Source organism: Paenibacillus sp. AN1007 (genome assembly GCF_040702995.1).
GTDB lineage: Bacteria > Bacillota > Bacilli > Paenibacillales > Paenibacillaceae > Paenibacillus.
Genome location: NZ_CP159992.1, coordinates 244644 through 259679, shown reverse-complemented (window position 1 = coordinate 259679; position 15036 = coordinate 244644). Strand labels below are relative to the sequence as shown.

The window sequence follows — 15036 nt, the reverse complement described above, 5'->3', positions numbered from 1 at the left end:
TCTATTAGTATACAGAACGACACTGAACAAATTCTAAACAAGACCCTGATTATGATCCGTACAGCTGCTGTGCAGTCTCTATAAACAAACGGGAAGCTGGGGAAGCCTCCATCAGCGAAGGTACAGCAATCTCGATACAGCGATATGCCTTTGGCTCTGTAGGCAGCGCTTTTACACCCGAAGGAAGCCAAGACAGCGAAATGGCAGGCAGAATGGCTGTTCCAAGTCCCTGTTCAATCAGGTTAAGACAGGTATTGATGTTATGCACGATAAAGCCGATATTCAGCTCCGCTTCTGCACGTTCAAACAGATCTACAATCGGCACTTCATAACCGCCATTACAGATAATCATCGATTGTCCACTCAGTTTTCTCACATGTAACATTTCCTCATTAGCAAATATCTCATCCTCTCGAAACACCGCCAGCATCTCTTCGTTGTATAACGGCATCGTTTCATAGTTCATATCCGCAGCTTCCTTGTCGGTAGCGATGATTAAAGCGACATCAATAGCACGTGAATGCAGCCATTCCTGTATCTCCATAATATTGCCTTCATGCAGTTCAAATTCGATATTCGGATACCTGTCTCGGATTGAGCGAATAATTCTGGGCAGCAGATGTGCAGATGACATGGGGAAAGAGCCAATGCGGATCGTGCCAATCTCCAGGCCCTTCTCGGCAGCTACCACCTGATGCACCTTATCGTACTGCTGTAAAATCTGTCGGAAGATGACCAGAATTCGCTGCCCTATATCCGTCAACATAATACCATTGCGCCGATCTCGTATGATCAGCGTAACGCCTAAATCATTTTCCAAGGAGGAGATGGACCGGCTGACTGCAGGCTGTGTCATGTTCATCTCCTGTCCTGCGCGTGTGAAGCTTCCTGTCTCGGCGACTTTAACAAACAGCTGTAATTGTGAATTGTTCATAACTATTTTGGTATGCTCCTCATAATTAACATGCATTTCAATTATCCCGCTGGTTATTGTATCATGGAGAACACGGAGCGAGCAACGAGAGACCTCTTGGGCGCTGTTCTTATCCGAATTCACATGAAGTATGGTATAGATTGAGCGATCATGCGGTTGCAGCAGTCTTTGCTATGTATCTTTAAAGGAGACGTTTGACCTATGGCTTTATCACGTGCAAAAGCAGGCTGGATTCTGGTTTTCCTGGTTCTTATGTGGGGAGTAAACTGGCCCTTGACCAAATATGCATTAAACTTTACCCCCCCTCTTCTTTTTGCAGGCATGCGTCTGCTGATTGGAGGGCTCGTCCTAGGACTCTATGCTCTTCCACGTTACAAAACACTTCAGCTTCGGAAAACCTGGCATATTTATGCGATCTCTGCGGTATTTAACATCATTTTTTTCTACGGATTCCAGACAGTCGGCCTGACAAAGGTACCCGCAGGATTATTCTCCTCCATCGTTTTCCTGCAGCCTGTACTGCTCGGGATCGGGGCTTGGCTGTGGTTGGGAGAAACAATGTATGGGATGAAAATCACCGGGCTCGTCCTGTACAGCTGTGATCAGTCTCGGCGGTATGACTGGCCAGATATCCCCTGAGGGAGTAATACTTGGGTTGTTTAGTGCTTTAAGCTGGGCTGCGGGTACCATATACATGAAAAAGAACTCTACCAAAGTAGATGGACTCTGGATGACGGCGATTCCGATTCTGGTTGGCGGGATTGTACTCACTGCGGCAGGGACAGCATCTGAAAGTTGGGGAAATGTGCAGTGGGGCCTTTCTTTTATAACGGATATGCTGTTTATTTCGGTATTTGTCATTGCCTTAGGCTGGCTTGCATTCTTCAAACTCGTCAGTAACGGAGAAGCCAGCAAAGTAGGGTCCTTTACCTTTCTAATTCCGCTGATTGCACTGCTCTGCAGTGTTTTATTCCTTGGAGAGTCGGTGACGGTCAATTTGGTTGCCGGACTGATTATGATAATTGCCAGTATTCTGCTTGTAAATCTCAAGCCCAAAGGAAATAAAATGGTTAATATGTAAGTTCATTGTCAAACTGTGAGTCCAATGAAGTCACATAATTCAAAAACCCCTGCTTGGTCGTAAGACAGGCAGGGGTTTCGTCATGAATCCATCTTCATCACATCAATATTCGATTACACTTTAGATTCAAGCGTCTCCAGGTACTCCGAGATCTGTGTAGGGGTTTTTGCCCATTTGCTGTGCAGGTGTGCAAGCTTCTTGCCATTTTGGAATACAAGCAGGCTTGGAATTCCGCGTACACCATTCTCTTCCGCAAACGGCTGGAACTGTTCTGCATCGAGGGCATAAAAGGATTTGTCTGTATGTTTATTCATAACATCACCGATAAAGCGATCCAGGTTTTTGCAGTCCGGGCACCAGGTTGTATCAAATTTGATCACGGTTAAACCGTCTGAGTTAATCAGGTCGAGGTATTGCTGTTCACTTTGAATTCTTTCCATATGAGTTCTCTCCTTATATCATTCTAGTTCATGTTTACCTATTGTATGCAGCAGTCTAACTTGGTCCACGTTACTCTTCCTGCCGCCTGTCTTTATTGTACTTTAAAAAGTTACATTTGGAAACAGGCAGCGAATCGATCAGCGATGCTGTGTGTATCGGTTAGCCGGAGTATGCTCACGAATGACCTGAACCTCGGCTGCGGTGAGTGGTGGCGACGAAGCTGCGGCAATGTTGTGCAGCAGCTGCGCTCTGGAGCTGGCTCCAGGTACGACAGCAGCTGCAGCCGGGTGAGCCAGTGCATAACGGATAGCTGTCTGCGCCATGCTGCGGTCATCTGTAACGAGCCGAGCCATCCCTTGGCGAATATGGTGCAGCTGATTGGGCGTGTAATCCAGGTAACCTTTATTCGCCTTCTCTGTTCCCGAATCAGCCAGCACACCGCTGGCAACTGGACCACGGGCGATGACACTGATCTCTTTTTCCTCAAGCAAAGGCAGCACTTCCTCTTCGGCTCTGCGATCCACTACGCTGTACTGGTTCATCACGCTGACAATCGATGACTTCTCTACATATTCCCGAATGACATTCGGACGGATCGAAGAAATGCCATAATACCGAATGAGTCCTTCCTGCTTTAATTCCTCAAAGGCTTCAATGGTCTCATCGATTGGATCATCAAGTGTGCCGCCATGCAGCTGATACAAATCAATATAATCAGTCTGCAGACGCTGGAGACTTTCATGCACAGCCTGTTTGATATAGGCTTTAGACGGGTCCCATGACCAGCCTTCTTTACCGGGAATCCGGCGATTGCCCACTTTCGTAGCAAGAATAACCTGGTCCCGGCGGCCTTTAATCGCTTGTCCCACAATCTCTTCGTTTCGCCCAGCATCGTACAGGTCCGCTGTATCCAGCAGATTGACACCATGGTCCAAAGCTTCGTGAATCAATTTCACCGCAGAGTTCAGTTCCGTTCCGAGCGACATACAGCCCAGTCCGATCTCCCCCACCATTAAATCGGATGTGCCCAAACGATTTCTTTTCATGGTTGTGTCCAAACGACCATTTTCCATAAGTGCATCTCCCTCCATACGTTCTGCAAGTATTCATTGTATCATTCTTCCTGGTAAAAATCGCATTCTCAGCGCAGTATCTAACCCGGCAGCCTGCAAAACAAAAACCCGGAACCATCGTCCCAGGTTTGATCCACAGTTATACATAGCCGCGATCGTATATCACGCCGCTGCCTTAATTTTTCCACTCTCTGCTGTTAACCTCTACTCGCGGTCTGGCGCTCTGAGCGGATGATCCATTCTTTTTCACCATATTGGATACCGTGCTGATCACTTTATCTCGGGCCTGCTTATTCCTCATCAAATACGTCACACCAGCTCCTAGGGCTGTCATAAGCAATTTCCGTTTTGACATGCAGCTCTCCTCCTTAGGGTTTAATGTACGTTGTGTCTTGTTTGAGTTTTACCCGATCCAGCGCAAACGAAACGATACCAAGGCCTGCCTTTGAAAAAATAAATCTCTCTCTCACAGGTACACCCCTGATGCTTCGGTTTAACCGTACAAAAAAGATGATCCACCGAATGAAGAATGGTTCGGTGATCATCTTTGCTTGGTTATTGTGCTCCGTTACGCGAGCCTGTATGAGCTGTTCTTTGATTCAGTCGGATGGTCGAGCTGCATGGCTCATCTCTTCATGTTTGTAAGTTGAGCCATCGGCGGTCAGATAAAAATGACCGATCGGGTGAAGCTCTTCGTTCAACTCATAGACAAGCGGAATGCCTGTCGGGATGTTGAGCGCCATCACGTCTGCTTCGGACATTTGGTCCAGATGCATGACAAGGGAACGGAGCGTATTGCCATGCGCGGAGATCAGCACTCTTTTTCCCGCCGAAACCATCGGTTTGATCTCTGCCTCCCAGTACTCCAGTACCCGCTTGGACGTATCCATTAAATTCTCAGTACGCGGGATCGTGCAGCCAAGTCGCTTATACTTGTCCAAATCCTGCACATATCTATCATCATTCTCATCCAGAGCCGGAGGTGATACGTTAATCGAACGCCGCCATTCATGGACTTGGTCTTCTCCATATTTCAAGGCAGTTTGCTGTTTGTTCAATCCCTGCAGCGCTCCATAGTGGCGCTCATTCAGCTTCCACGTCTTCTCAATCGGAATCCACATCAAGTCCATCTCATCCAGCGCAATATCCAATGTACGGATGGAACGTTTCAGTACCGAGGCGTAAGCACAGTCAAAATCAAACCCCTGCTCTTTCAGAATTTTCCCCGCCTTACGCGCTTCCCCGTAACCATCCTCAGTCAGATCCACGTCAGTCCATCCGGTAAAGCGGTTTTCCACGTTCCACATGCTCTGTCCATGGCGAATCAATACTATTCTGTACATCACGTGCCCCTCCTTCCTTGGATACATCAACCACAGATCCAGCAAACTTATACAGCAGCCGTATTAGTATCTGCTAACCCCAGGTACAGCTTCTTTCGAAAAAATACATGACGTGAATGGTTAAACCCGTGAAATAGAATTAATAATAAGGTGCCATCATCAGGTAAACGACTACCCCTGTGGAGCTGACATACAGCCAGATCGGCATGGTCCAGCGTGCAATTTTACGGTGTTTTTGAAGCTGGTTCGTCCAGCCCCATACCAAGGTAAACAGCGCCAGCGGTACAATCAGCGCAGCCAGAATACTGTGCGTGATCAAAATAAAGAAGTAGATGGAACGAACGATTCCTTCGCCGCCAAATTTGGACGTTTCCGGGGAAAGATAGTGGAACGTCAGATACGTCACCAGAAACAGCAGCGTCGTTGAAAATGCCGCTAAAATAAAGCGCTTGTGCAGCTTGACGTTACGTTTGATGATCGCGATCAGTGCCGCAAGCAAAAAGATAAAGGTAAAGCTGTTAAATACGGCGTTAAAGCGCGGCAGCACAGTAATGTCAAATGTGACGTCGCCTTTATAACCGATCGATGGTGCAAAAAACAGTAACAGGATGATAACGTTAGCAAGAATGGAGATGGTAATAATGATACCTGCGAAATTTTTATTACTGGTCGGGGTCGTCTGATTGGATGACATGTCCAGATCCCCTCTTTCCTTTTTAGCCAATGCAAAATCCTCCTCATATCCTAACTTTCTGTGTTCTATATCATTATATCTCGGCGAATCAGGGCTGTTAAGTGACAACACTCTGAACAAAAAATGCGGCCTTTACGTATAAATGCCCGTTGAAGGCCGTTTTCATCCCTTTTTGCCCGAGTACTATTTTACCCAAGTCGGCAGATGTGTTATAATTAATGCACTTAATCACATACGCGTCGACTACGGAGGAGCCTGTCACCAAGGGCCCCTCTTTGTCTTTTTTAGGCATGGAACGGTAACTTGTTATCGTTGTTCCATGCCTTTTGTCTGTTGCAGACCGGCTGGGACGGGTTGTTTTCCCTTGGAAAGGATATTCTAAGTATGCCGCGATCAGAGAGGAGAAACCGACTGTGGAATTTGTACTCGTTCTTGCCCTTATCTTAATCTTCACCAAACTTGCAGGTGACCTGTCCGTTCGATTAGGCCAGCCATCGGTGCTGGGAAAACTTATTGTAGGTGTTATTCTTGGACCTGCCCTGCTTGGCTGGGTGGAGAAAAGTGATTTTGTGCATTACATGGCCGAGATCGGCGTACTGCTGCTTATGTTCATTGCAGGTCTGGAAACCGACCTGGAGCAGTTGAAAAAAAACTGGAAGTCCGCTTTCGCTGTGGCAGTGGGCGGAGTTATTTTACCTTTTATCGGGGGATATGGATCGGCAATAGCCTTTGGGATGTCACAGACTCATGCGCTGTTCTTTGGTCTGTTGTTCTGTGCCACGTCCGTAAGTATCTCCGTACAGACATTGAAGGATATGAACCAGCTCAGTTCTCGTGAAGGTACAACCATTCTGGGAGCTGCCGTAGTTGATGATGTACTCGTCGTTGTACTTCTCGCCGTTATGATGAGTGTACTTGGAACGGGGGGCGGAGATGTGTCCATTGCCTGGCTGATCAGTAAAAAGCTGCTGTTCTTCGTTATCATCACTGCAGCAGGCTGGCTGCTCGTGCCGCGTATTATGAAATGGATGGCCCCGCTGCGCGTTACGGAAACTGTCATTACGGCAGGACTAATTATCTGCTTTGGCTTCTCTTATTTTGCAGAATGGATGGGCGTTGCCGGTATTATCGGTGCATTTGCAGCAGGTATTGCTGTATCTCAAACCGGCTTCAAACATGAGGTGGAGCAAAAGGTGGAACCTATCGCATACAGTGTATTTGTCCCCGTTTTCTTCGTCAGCATTGGACTAAATGTAACTTTTGAGGGTGTGGGCTCTCAGATTGGCCTGATCATCGTCATCAGCATTGTAGCCATTTTGACCAAAATTCTTGGCGGAGGTATCGGTGCCCGATTAACCGGTTTTGACCGTTCTTCTTCGATTGCCATCGGGGCAGGCATGATTTCCAGAGGCGAAGTTGCTCTCATTATTGCCTCCACTGGACTTGCGTCAGGTCTGCTTGATGCTGAATATTTCACCAGCGTGGTTATTATGGTTATTGTCACCACTCTAGTCACCCCACCGCTGCTTAAGATCACGTTTGCCCGTAAAAAGGGAGACCGTCGTGTGGAGCGCGGGATCGAAGAGTCTCATCAGGATGGGTAAATCCTCAGCATGGAACAGATCAGTTTGCAGCGAACATGATAAAAGTAGATGCAGGTAATAGTTAACATTTCAGTGATGAGAGTTACACATGTTGTGTAGTGCGTTACTTCTGTAAATCGAGTATGATAGTTATAAAGTGATCGTAATTTCTTTAGTCACTTGTGACACGAAAGAATGTCGGTCGTGGAGTACACGCCGCTTTGTCCATTTTCCAGCTCTCCCCTGTGGAGGCTGAATGGGGCAGAGCGGCTTTTTGCTTTTAAATTTATGGGGGTGGTCATTGGATGAGCAAGATGAGTTATGATTTTGATGAGGCGTATGGGAGTTGAATGGCAGCACTGATTGCCAAAGAAACAAACCCACGGGTACGGTCCCGCATCGAACATGGACTTGAACATGGAACGTTGGAATTTCTACGTTCTGTCTGGTTTCCTGTAATGAAAAACTTTAACCATCTTTACCCTGAATGGGAGGTTCGGGACTTTCACAACGGTTATCGCTATCTGGACCTAGCCTATTTACCAGGTAATGGCGTGAAGGGGGGCATCGAAATTCAAGGCTATGGGCCTCACGCCCGTGATCTCGATGTGAGGCGTTTCAAGGATTTGTGCTGGCGCCATTGTCTTTTAACGCTGGAAGACTGGACTTTTCTACCAATTGCCTATCTCTCCATCAAAGACGAACCGAAACAGTGTCAGCAGCTGGTGCTGGCTTTCATAGGTAAATTCGTGTCTTCAGATGTACCTCCGTCCCTGAACTGGTTGGATGCTGAAGCAGTCCGATACGCAAGACGTATAGTCCGCCCTTTTACACCTTCAGAGCTGGCAGCACATCTGCGAGTTTCTAACGTTCACACCCGAAAAATTCTCCGCAATCTGCTGGACCAACAGATCGTATATGCTGCGAGCGGTAATAAAAGGTATCGGACTTACGCTTTACGATCATAAGAGAAAAGTGCATGGATGCAGTTGTCTACAGAAGTGCCTATAGTAATTCTTTCTAACGATTTCCAGAGACGCTATTTGGATCATTGGTTGAATTAACTTTAGTTCACTTACGATTTTGGCCCTTGGTCCAGCTTTAGCTTAGGTTAGATTGAAGAAATCATTCGACTCAGCTTAATCTAGTCTTAAATCGATTTGAGGTCCACTTAGCTTGGCTTAGGTAATTGTGGAGTTAAGTTGGAGTTGGCATTGGCTATTTTTAAAAAAATAGACAGTAAAAAAGACCACTTTACGCACAAGAGGTCTTCTATCCTGAGTTATAATTTGCATCCCTTACTGATGCCGGATGCGGCGACTGGGAACCGGAAATCTTTTAGCGAAGTGAACATAATCTGTCCACCCTGCACAGATTATCCAACCTACGTTAATACACCTACATAGAAACCAATCGAAATAAACACGACACACCAGGCAAAGGCACCAATACTTGAAACAATTACGTATCTGCCCATCCCCATGCGGCTCATGCCAGAGAAACAGCACATCAGATTACGAACACCTGGGATGAAGTAACCGATAATAACAGACCAGGATCCATACTTGAGAAACCAGGTCTCTACCCTACTGAATCGCTTGGCATTGATCCCTATCCATTTGCCATACTTATCAAACAAGGGCCTGCCTGCTTTTCTGCCAATGGTATAACTCAGTATGCCTCCAGTAAACGCCCCGCCAAAGCAAACAGCAATGGATACACAATAATTCAGAACCGAGATGGAGGCGAGATAACCCACGAAGGTCATCAGCACCTCATCCGGTATCGGCAGTCCAATGACGCCAAGAGCGAGTAATCCATATATTGCAAAATACCCATATTGACTAATAATTTCTTTAGCAAATTCCATACTCGACTCGCTCCTTATTTCGGTTCCACAATATCCTTCTCATGAGAGGGCAGCAGCTGCTTCAGTGTAGGGAAACGGATTTGGCTGACCATAAGACCTGATAATACAACAATAACGAGGTATGCTACTCCCTGAGTAAAATAAGGACTCCACAGAGCGAAGAAGGACATCAGCCCACCTGCGAAGGTAATCGGCATTCCGACAAAACCACTAACGGGTGTTTTCTGACAGTTATACCGTGCAAGACGAAGTGCTCCGCACACGGGGAACAATGCTGTCAACGCCATACCCAGGAAACCGACTTCGGTCATTGAGTTAAGGTATAAAATCAGCACAGGAGCTGTCCCGAAAGAAACGACATCGGCCAGTGAATCAAGTGCCTTGCCAAATTCCCCTTCGCAATGAAGCTTGCGCGCTGCATATCCATCGAATAGATCAAAGAACATCGCTACCCAGATCATCGTCACAGCCAAGGCGAACTCCCCATGAATCGCCATAATGACTGCAAGCATCCCCGAACTTAAATTACCCAAGGTTAAAATGGATGGTAAAGACTTCATAAGATTTAACTTCCTTTCATACTAGGCTTTAGGAAATGTAATATAAAAACGTACGCCATCCGGTGTATTCTCCACACCATAACCACACCCGTGCAGATCCAGAATCTGCTTCGCAATGGCCAGGCCCAGCCCGGTCCCTCCCATTTTGCGATTGCGCGAACGTTCTACACGGTAGAACCTCTCCCATATATACTGACGTTCTTCTTCCGCAATATGTTCACCTTTATTTTCAATCGTAACGTGGACAGATCCTTCATGTCTGCTAATCTCAATCATTATATCGGTTTGCGGAACCGCGTGACGTATAGCATTCATCATAATATTATAAAATACCTGCTCCAGCTTGCTTCGGTCGCCTTCAACGGTCTGCTCCGTTGTGGAAACAAGCACAACTTCAAGTCCTTTACCTTTCAGCTGAGGTCCGAGACGCCCGGTAATATCTTCAATCATATCTGCCAGGGCAATCGCTCCTGTATTCAGCTGAATCGCAGCAGATTCAAGTCTCACCAGATCCAGCATCTCTTCAACCATCGTCTCCATCTTGACAGCTTCGTCTACAATGACTTCAATGTAGCGTTCTCGCTTGTTTTCACTTACGCCGTCTTTCAGCCCTTCCGAATATCCCTTAATAATGCTGATAGGCGTCTTGAGTTCATGAGAGGCATCGGCAAAAAACTTACGCTGACGCTGTTCAATCTGCTGCTTCATTTCCATATCGGTACGCATCTGTTCATTGGCCTGTCTAAGTTCCTCCAATGTTTGACCAAGTGTACCTGATAATGCATTCAGACTATCGGAAAGGCTGCCAATCTCATCCTTGCGCCGGATCGGTGATTTCACCGTGAAATCCAGCGTGGACATCTTCTTGGCCACATGATTCAGAGCAAGAAGCGGCTTTGTAATAATTCGAGACAGCAGCAGCGCAAGCAGCAGAATCAAAACAAAAGCACCAATGCCGAAGTATCCATAAAATAAACGAGTCGCTTCATTCGCTTCCCGCATCTCCTGAAGTGAGGTGAGAGAAAAAATCAACTGCTGCTCTGAACCGGCACGATGCACCGGAGCAATCGTAATCACATTGCGGACACCGCTCCAGCCGTCCGTCCATTCCTCATTAATCATGTTACCGTTAGACAGCGTCTGCTGATCTTCCGATGACAATGGGAACCGGCTTTCGAGAGCCTGCACAAGCAGTCCTTGCCGCTGACTCCAGGTCGCGAGGTCAGGCAGCACAACCTCTGTTAATACCCCGGTCCATTCCTGAACCGGCAGCAGTGATTCCTGAAAGGTCTCCGTTCCCCATGCGGCAGAAGCCGCATCCTGAATTTTGAATGGGTATACCATCGGTTCAGGTTGATCCAGATTGCCGGATGGCCCCTTTACGGTGAGTTTTTGCCCAAACTTCAGATGAGACCTGATCCAGCCTGCGTTCTCACTATTAATGAACAGAGATAGGGAAACCTTCACACGCTTGCCGTCTTCCTGAAGAAGTGTAATGTGAAAGGGATCATCTACCAGTTTGCCTGTATTCGTCAAAATAACGAGATGGGACTGATTCTGGCGCATGAACCTGCCTGTTTCTTTGGCAAGCTGCAGATCATTCCAGTGGCTCGCGGAATACTGCTGTTCAAACTTGGACAGTTTCTTTTTCATACTTGTGATCTTCTGATGCTGGTAAAAATCGGGGAACCAGATCAGCTGGGCAAGTACCGTTGTTCCGTACAGCAGGAGCAGGAACCCGGCCATGACCAGAAACAGCTTCATCGTTACGCCGTTTCTTCTCATGCCTCCGCCTCAAAACGATATCCTGTACCAATCACGGTCCGAATGCACTTGGCTTCATCCCCCAATTTGCTGCGGAGTTTCTTGATATGTGTGTCCACCACTCGGGAATCACCTTCAAAGTCAAATCCCCATACCCGATTCAATATCGCTTCCCGCGATAGGACAATACCTGCATTCCGAGCGAGATAGAGAAGCAGCTCATATTCCTTTGGTGCAAGCTCCACCTCGGCCCCGTCTCTCTCTATACGTTTGGCCCAAGGATCAAGAGTGACCCCGCCAAAGCGGATCGCCCCCTGCTCACGTCCTACCGCGCCTTCCACACGTTTCATCAATGTCTCCGCCCGCGCGACGAGAACCCGGGGACTGAACGGTTTGGTAACATAATCATCTACACCTAATTGAAAACCGTGGATTTTGTCATCATCCTCGGACTTTGCGGTGAGCATGATAATAGGTACGGCAGAAGTAGAGCGAATATGACCGCATAATGTCCAGCCATCCATTTCAGGCATTAATACATCCAGTATGACTAGATCCACCTGATGCAGCGCCAGCTGTTCCAGCGCCTGTACTCCATCCTCAGCTTCAATCACATGCCATTGTTCTTTTATAAAATAATCGGCCACAATCTCGCGAATGCGGCTTTCGTCTTCTACCAGAAGCACGGTTCTGATCATGACCGACTCTCCTTCTCGATTACTAAAGTTAACATACCTGCTTCATGTGTCGTTCATGTGTCCAGATGCATCCATATAAATCCAGATCCATTCAGAGATCTGCTTCACCATATATACGATTAATATATACCAAAAGTTACTATTTTTTATCAAAATGAGCATAAAAAAAGAAGCAGCCAACAGGCAGTACACTGTTTGTTGACCGCTCCTAAGATGAAATTCCGGATATGCTTATTAAAAGCATACGCTGCGCTGCAGGCCGTCCTGTGAAGAACAGGCTCATTGTGAACGATGATTAACGTTGGTGCTCCAAACGATGTGCAGCATGCAGTGTAGGACCAACAAAGCGGTTCAACGGGAACCCGCCAGCAATCGCTTTGGTAATAAACGCTTTTCCTTCACGTACAGCCTCTTTCACCGATAGGCCACGAGCCAAACCTGCCGTAATCGCAGCGGAGGTTGTGCATCCTGCACCATGTGTATACCCGGAGCCGACAACATCAGCCTCAAACCATTCAACGTTTGTTCCGTCATAGAGCAAGTCCATCGCTTTACCCGGGTTAATTACACCGCGGTCTTTGATCAGAACATGCTTGGCACCATGAGCATGAATGGCAGCTGCGGCGGCTTCCATCTGCTCTTTGGAACGAATCGGACCGCTCTTCGCCAGTTGGGAAGCTTCAAACAGATTTGGTGTGACGAGGTCTGCCCCCGGCAGTAAAAACTCGATCATCGCTTCTGTATTTTCCGGCTGCAGCACTTCATCCGTGCCTTTGCAGACCATAACCGGATCGATAACGATCTGCGGGAGACCGCTGCGGCGAATATGTTTGGCGACAAGCTCAATAATATCTACAGAACCAAGCATGCCTGTCTTCATGGCGTCAAAGCCAATGCCGTCCAGAACAGTACGAAGCTGAGCTTCGACCACATTCAACTCTACAGGGAAGACCTGGTGATCCCATGTTTCAGGTTCCATCGCAACAACCGTTGTTAATACGGTCATTCCGTATACACCCAGCTCCTGGAATGTTTTTAAATCCGCTTGAATACCAGCACCGCCGCTCGTATCTGAACCTGCGATGGTCAACGTTTTAGGAATCGTCATGGTCGTTCTAATCTCCTTCGTGTTTCAGTTGACACTATCCTATCCCTTGTACGTGCGGATGTCAATGGCATGTCAAGCCATGCAGCGCGTGGTTTTCAGAAGGAAAAGAAGTTATGTCTTAATTCACATCTTTGGTATCCAGCCGTACCATGGAAAGTGCAGCAATCCATAATCCTATCGCTCCTAAGGTCAACGGAATAACGATGATATCGTTGAGCGACATTGTAGGGCCGCCGAAACCGGAGCACACAATGAAAACAAGGAGAACCGAAGCAACCATTGTAGTTGTTACCGAATGCTTGCGCATACCGAAGAATAGGGGAATCAGAGCCATCGCAGCTGCAGAGAGTGAACTGATCGTGTATTTAAGCACCAGCTGCCCCAACGCTGCCGACCCCAGCGGCTCGGTAATAAAGCCATAATATTGATTCGCAGCCAGCAGAAGAGTCCCCATCAGAATATCTGTAAACATAATCATTGCGAAAGTAAATATAAATACCAGTATTAACTTTGCAGCGATAATTTTATGCCGCTTGATCGGATAGGTGAACATGACATTCATCGTTTTGTCCCGGTACTCACTAATGATTAATTTGGATATCAGGGAACCTGCGAATATGATAAATACCGCTCGGGCAATGGTATCAATCAGGATGAAGGCGTCATGGTAATTCGCCAGGACGTAATCTGCAGCCCCTCGTTCTGTAATGCCAATCAGGATAATGAATAGAAGAATGCTGATATTGGCGATACCCACACCCACAAAATTACGGGCAAAGCGGTGCTTGCGCCATTCCAGACGGATAAGTTTAAGCAGCGTCATCATCCCCTTTCATCAGACTCATAAAGTGCTCTTCCAGAGAATGCGATCGTTTGGATATCGACTCTACCGCAACACCGTGCTGGACCAACTTACTGTTGAGATCGGATGGGATAAGACCCGGATCATAAATACGCAGCGTCTGCTCATCTAACAGTTTGTAATTGTCCAGATGAAGCAAATGTTCTACTACGTAGGCAGCTTTGCGGGGATCCGCAGCCTGTACTTCAATGTAATCGGTGTGATTGCCGCGAATGCTTTCCATGGATACTTCCTCTACGAGCCTTCCATGACGGATGACGCCAATCGTGTCCGCAACCTGCTCCACTTCACCGAGTATGTGACTGGAGATGAGCATGGTAATACGATATTCTGTGCTTAACCTTTTGAAGAGTTCACGCATCTCTTTGATACCGACCGGGTCCAGCCCGTTGATCGGTTCATCCAGAATTAACAACTCGGGAGTCGTTATAAGTGCACGAGCCAGCCCAAGCCGCTGCTTCATACCGAGAGAGAAGTCCTTCACAGGTTTACTGCCCGCATCCTTCAAACCGACCATCTCCATATGTTTGCCAATCATTTGTTTGTTCGGGAAACCCATATACTCACAATGAAGGTCCAGATTCTCCCTAGCAGACAGTTTGTCATAGAAAAAGGGATACTCGATTATGCTGCCCATGCGTTTCAACAGTTCATATGAATTCGGGTTCAGCTTTTCGCCAAAAAGTTCGATCTCACCCGCTGTAGGTTTAACGAGATTGGTTAACATCTTCATTAATGTTGTTTTCCCTGCTCCGTTGGGGCCCAGAAATCCATAAATCTCGCCTTGTTTAATATTCATATGAACGCCGGATACAACCTCTGTCCCTTCGTACACCTTCGTTAGATTGATGGTCCGTGCAATATAACTCATCTGGCCATTCTCCTTTACGTCCCCTGCTCGGGTTCTTATATCTGTATTGTAAAGAAAAAAGTCTGCTTTTTTATTAATCAAATCTTACAAAAACCTTAAGTTGATACCCCACTAATTTACAAAGACACTTCGATGGCAGAATAATCGCCCCACA

At 47.0% G+C, this 15036-nt stretch carries 15 protein-coding genes and 1 pseudogene; 3 read left to right on the top strand and 13 right to left on the bottom strand.

Annotation, left to right across the window (positions count from 1 at the left end):
- Positions 1-49: 49 nt before the first annotated feature.
- Positions 50-934 carry a LysR family transcriptional regulator gene (locus tag ABXS70_RS01075; RefSeq protein WP_342552855.1) on the bottom strand — a complete coding sequence of 295 codons (885 nt, stop codon included), beginning with the start codon at positions 932-934 and terminating at the stop codon, positions 50-52.
- A 201-nt stretch (positions 935-1135) separates the two neighbouring features.
- Between ABXS70_RS01075 and ABXS70_RS01070 the strand changes: the two are divergent.
- A pseudogene (locus tag ABXS70_RS01070) lies at positions 1136-2015 on the top strand (DMT family transporter).
- A 113-nt stretch (positions 2016-2128) separates the two neighbouring features.
- On the opposite strand, the gene ABXS70_RS01065 reads toward ABXS70_RS01070, so the two are convergent.
- From ABXS70_RS01065 to ABXS70_RS01045, 5 genes are all read right to left on the bottom strand, one after another.
- Complete coding sequence (locus ABXS70_RS01065; protein WP_342552857.1) at positions 2129-2455, bottom strand: thioredoxin family protein; 327 nt, start codon at positions 2453-2455, stop codon at positions 2129-2131.
- 138 nt (positions 2456-2593) lie between these two features.
- Positions 2594-3502 carry an aldo/keto reductase gene (locus ABXS70_RS01060; RefSeq protein ID WP_342556445.1) on the bottom strand — a complete coding sequence of 303 codons (909 nt, stop codon included), beginning with the start codon at positions 3500-3502 and terminating at the stop codon, positions 2594-2596.
- 202 nt (positions 3503-3704) lie between these two features.
- On the bottom strand, positions 3705-3884 hold the full coding sequence (locus ABXS70_RS01055; protein ID WP_366293329.1) for a hypothetical protein: 180 nt from the start codon (positions 3882-3884) through the stop codon (positions 3705-3707).
- A 244-nt stretch (positions 3885-4128) separates the two neighbouring features.
- Entirely contained in the window at positions 4129-4872 is a 744-nt protein-coding gene (gene gpmA, locus ABXS70_RS01050) for a 2,3-diphosphoglycerate-dependent phosphoglycerate mutase (protein ID WP_342552859.1), read from the bottom strand.
- A 139-nt stretch (positions 4873-5011) separates the two neighbouring features.
- On the bottom strand, positions 5012-5566 hold the full coding sequence (locus tag ABXS70_RS01045; RefSeq protein WP_272039954.1) for a DUF420 domain-containing protein: 555 nt from the start codon (positions 5564-5566) through the stop codon (positions 5012-5014).
- Positions 5567-5979: 413 nt separating this feature from the next.
- On the opposite strand from ABXS70_RS01045, the gene ABXS70_RS01040 reads away from it, so the two are divergent.
- Positions 5980-7170 carry a cation:proton antiporter gene (locus tag ABXS70_RS01040; RefSeq protein WP_342552860.1) on the top strand — a complete coding sequence of 397 codons (1191 nt, stop codon included), beginning with the start codon at positions 5980-5982 and terminating at the stop codon, positions 7168-7170.
- Between the two features lie 329 nt (positions 7171-7499).
- A complete protein-coding gene (locus ABXS70_RS01035; RefSeq protein WP_366293325.1) occupies positions 7500-8117 on the top strand; it encodes a transcriptional regulator in 618 nt (205 codons plus the stop codon).
- A gap of 416 nt (positions 8118-8533) precedes the next feature.
- Here the strand turns inward: ABXS70_RS01035 and ABXS70_RS01030 are convergent, their stop codons facing one another.
- The 7 genes from ABXS70_RS01030 to ABXS70_RS01000 form a co-directional block, all read right to left on the bottom strand.
- Positions 8534-9019, bottom strand: a complete 486-nt coding sequence (locus ABXS70_RS01030; RefSeq protein ID WP_366293322.1) for a DedA family protein — start codon at positions 9017-9019, stop codon at positions 8534-8536.
- 14 nt (positions 9020-9033) lie between these two features.
- Complete coding sequence (gene pssA / locus ABXS70_RS01025; protein ID WP_342552865.1) at positions 9034-9579, bottom strand: CDP-diacylglycerol--serine O-phosphatidyltransferase; 546 nt, start codon at positions 9577-9579, stop codon at positions 9034-9036.
- 21 nt (positions 9580-9600) lie between these two features.
- A complete protein-coding gene (locus ABXS70_RS01020; protein WP_342552866.1) occupies positions 9601-11364 on the bottom strand; it encodes a HAMP domain-containing sensor histidine kinase in 1764 nt (587 codons plus the stop codon).
- Positions 11361-12041, bottom strand: coding sequence for a response regulator transcription factor (locus ABXS70_RS01015; protein ID WP_342552867.1), 681 nt, complete (start codon positions 12039-12041; stop codon positions 11361-11363). Before ABXS70_RS01015 ends, ABXS70_RS01020 begins: the two co-directional genes overlap by 4 nt.
- Before the next feature lie 295 nt (positions 12042-12336).
- Complete coding sequence (thiD, locus tag ABXS70_RS01010; protein ID WP_342552868.1) at positions 12337-13149, bottom strand: bifunctional hydroxymethylpyrimidine kinase/phosphomethylpyrimidine kinase; 813 nt, start codon at positions 13147-13149, stop codon at positions 12337-12339.
- A 118-nt stretch (positions 13150-13267) separates the two neighbouring features.
- A complete protein-coding gene (locus ABXS70_RS01005) occupies positions 13268-13975 on the bottom strand; it encodes an ABC transporter permease (protein ID WP_366293317.1) in 708 nt (235 codons plus the stop codon).
- The gene (locus tag ABXS70_RS01000) at positions 13959-14882 is read right to left on the bottom strand and encodes an ABC transporter ATP-binding protein (RefSeq protein WP_342552870.1); all 924 of its coding nucleotides are present in this window, start codon (positions 14880-14882) and stop codon (positions 13959-13961) included. The genes ABXS70_RS01005 and ABXS70_RS01000 overlap by 17 nt, the downstream gene beginning before the upstream one ends.
- Positions 14883-15036 lie beyond the last annotated feature (154 nt).

What these genes read in the sequence shown, in the direction of transcription:
- gpmA (WP_342552859.1), bottom strand. Translation starts at nt 4,872, where the DNA reads ATGTACAGAATAGTATTGATTCGCCATGGACAGAGCATGTGGAACGTG.
- ABXS70_RS01045 (WP_272039954.1), bottom strand. Translation starts at nt 5,566, where the DNA reads ATGTCATCCAATCAGACGACCCCGACCAGTAATAAAAATTTCGCAGGT.
- thiD (WP_342552868.1), bottom strand. Translation starts at nt 13,149, where the DNA reads ATGACGATTCCTAAAACGTTGACCATCGCAGGTTCAGATACGAGCGGC.
- ABXS70_RS01065 (WP_342552857.1), bottom strand. Translation starts at nt 2,455, where the DNA reads ATGGAAAGAATTCAAAGTGAACAGCAATACCTCGACCTGATTAACTCA.
- ABXS70_RS01020 (WP_342552866.1), bottom strand. Translation starts at nt 11,364, where the DNA reads ATGAGAAGAAACGGCGTAACGATGAAGCTGTTTCTGGTCATGGCCGGG.
- ABXS70_RS01035 (WP_366293325.1), top strand. Translation starts at nt 7,500, where the DNA reads ATGGCAGCACTGATTGCCAAAGAAACAAACCCACGGGTACGGTCCCGC.
- ABXS70_RS01000 (WP_342552870.1), bottom strand. Translation starts at nt 14,882, where the DNA reads ATGAGTTATATTGCACGGACCATCAATCTAACGAAGGTGTACGAAGGG.
- ABXS70_RS01005 (WP_366293317.1), bottom strand. Translation starts at nt 13,975, where the DNA reads ATGATGACGCTGCTTAAACTTATCCGTCTGGAATGGCGCAAGCACCGC.
- ABXS70_RS01060 (WP_342556445.1), bottom strand. Translation starts at nt 3,502, where the DNA reads ATGAAAAGAAATCGTTTGGGCACATCCGATTTAATGGTGGGGGAGATC.
- ABXS70_RS01055 (WP_366293329.1), bottom strand. Translation starts at nt 3,884, where the DNA reads ATGTCAAAACGGAAATTGCTTATGACAGCCCTAGGAGCTGGTGTGACG.
- pssA (WP_342552865.1), bottom strand. Translation starts at nt 9,579, where the DNA reads ATGAAGTCTTTACCATCCATTTTAACCTTGGGTAATTTAAGTTCGGGG.
- ABXS70_RS01030 (WP_366293322.1), bottom strand. Translation starts at nt 9,019, where the DNA reads ATGGAATTTGCTAAAGAAATTATTAGTCAATATGGGTATTTTGCAATA.
- ABXS70_RS01015 (WP_342552867.1), bottom strand. Translation starts at nt 12,041, where the DNA reads ATGATCAGAACCGTGCTTCTGGTAGAAGACGAAAGCCGCATTCGCGAG.
- ABXS70_RS01075 (WP_342552855.1), bottom strand. Translation starts at nt 934, where the DNA reads ATGAACAATTCACAATTACAGCTGTTTGTTAAAGTCGCCGAGACAGGA.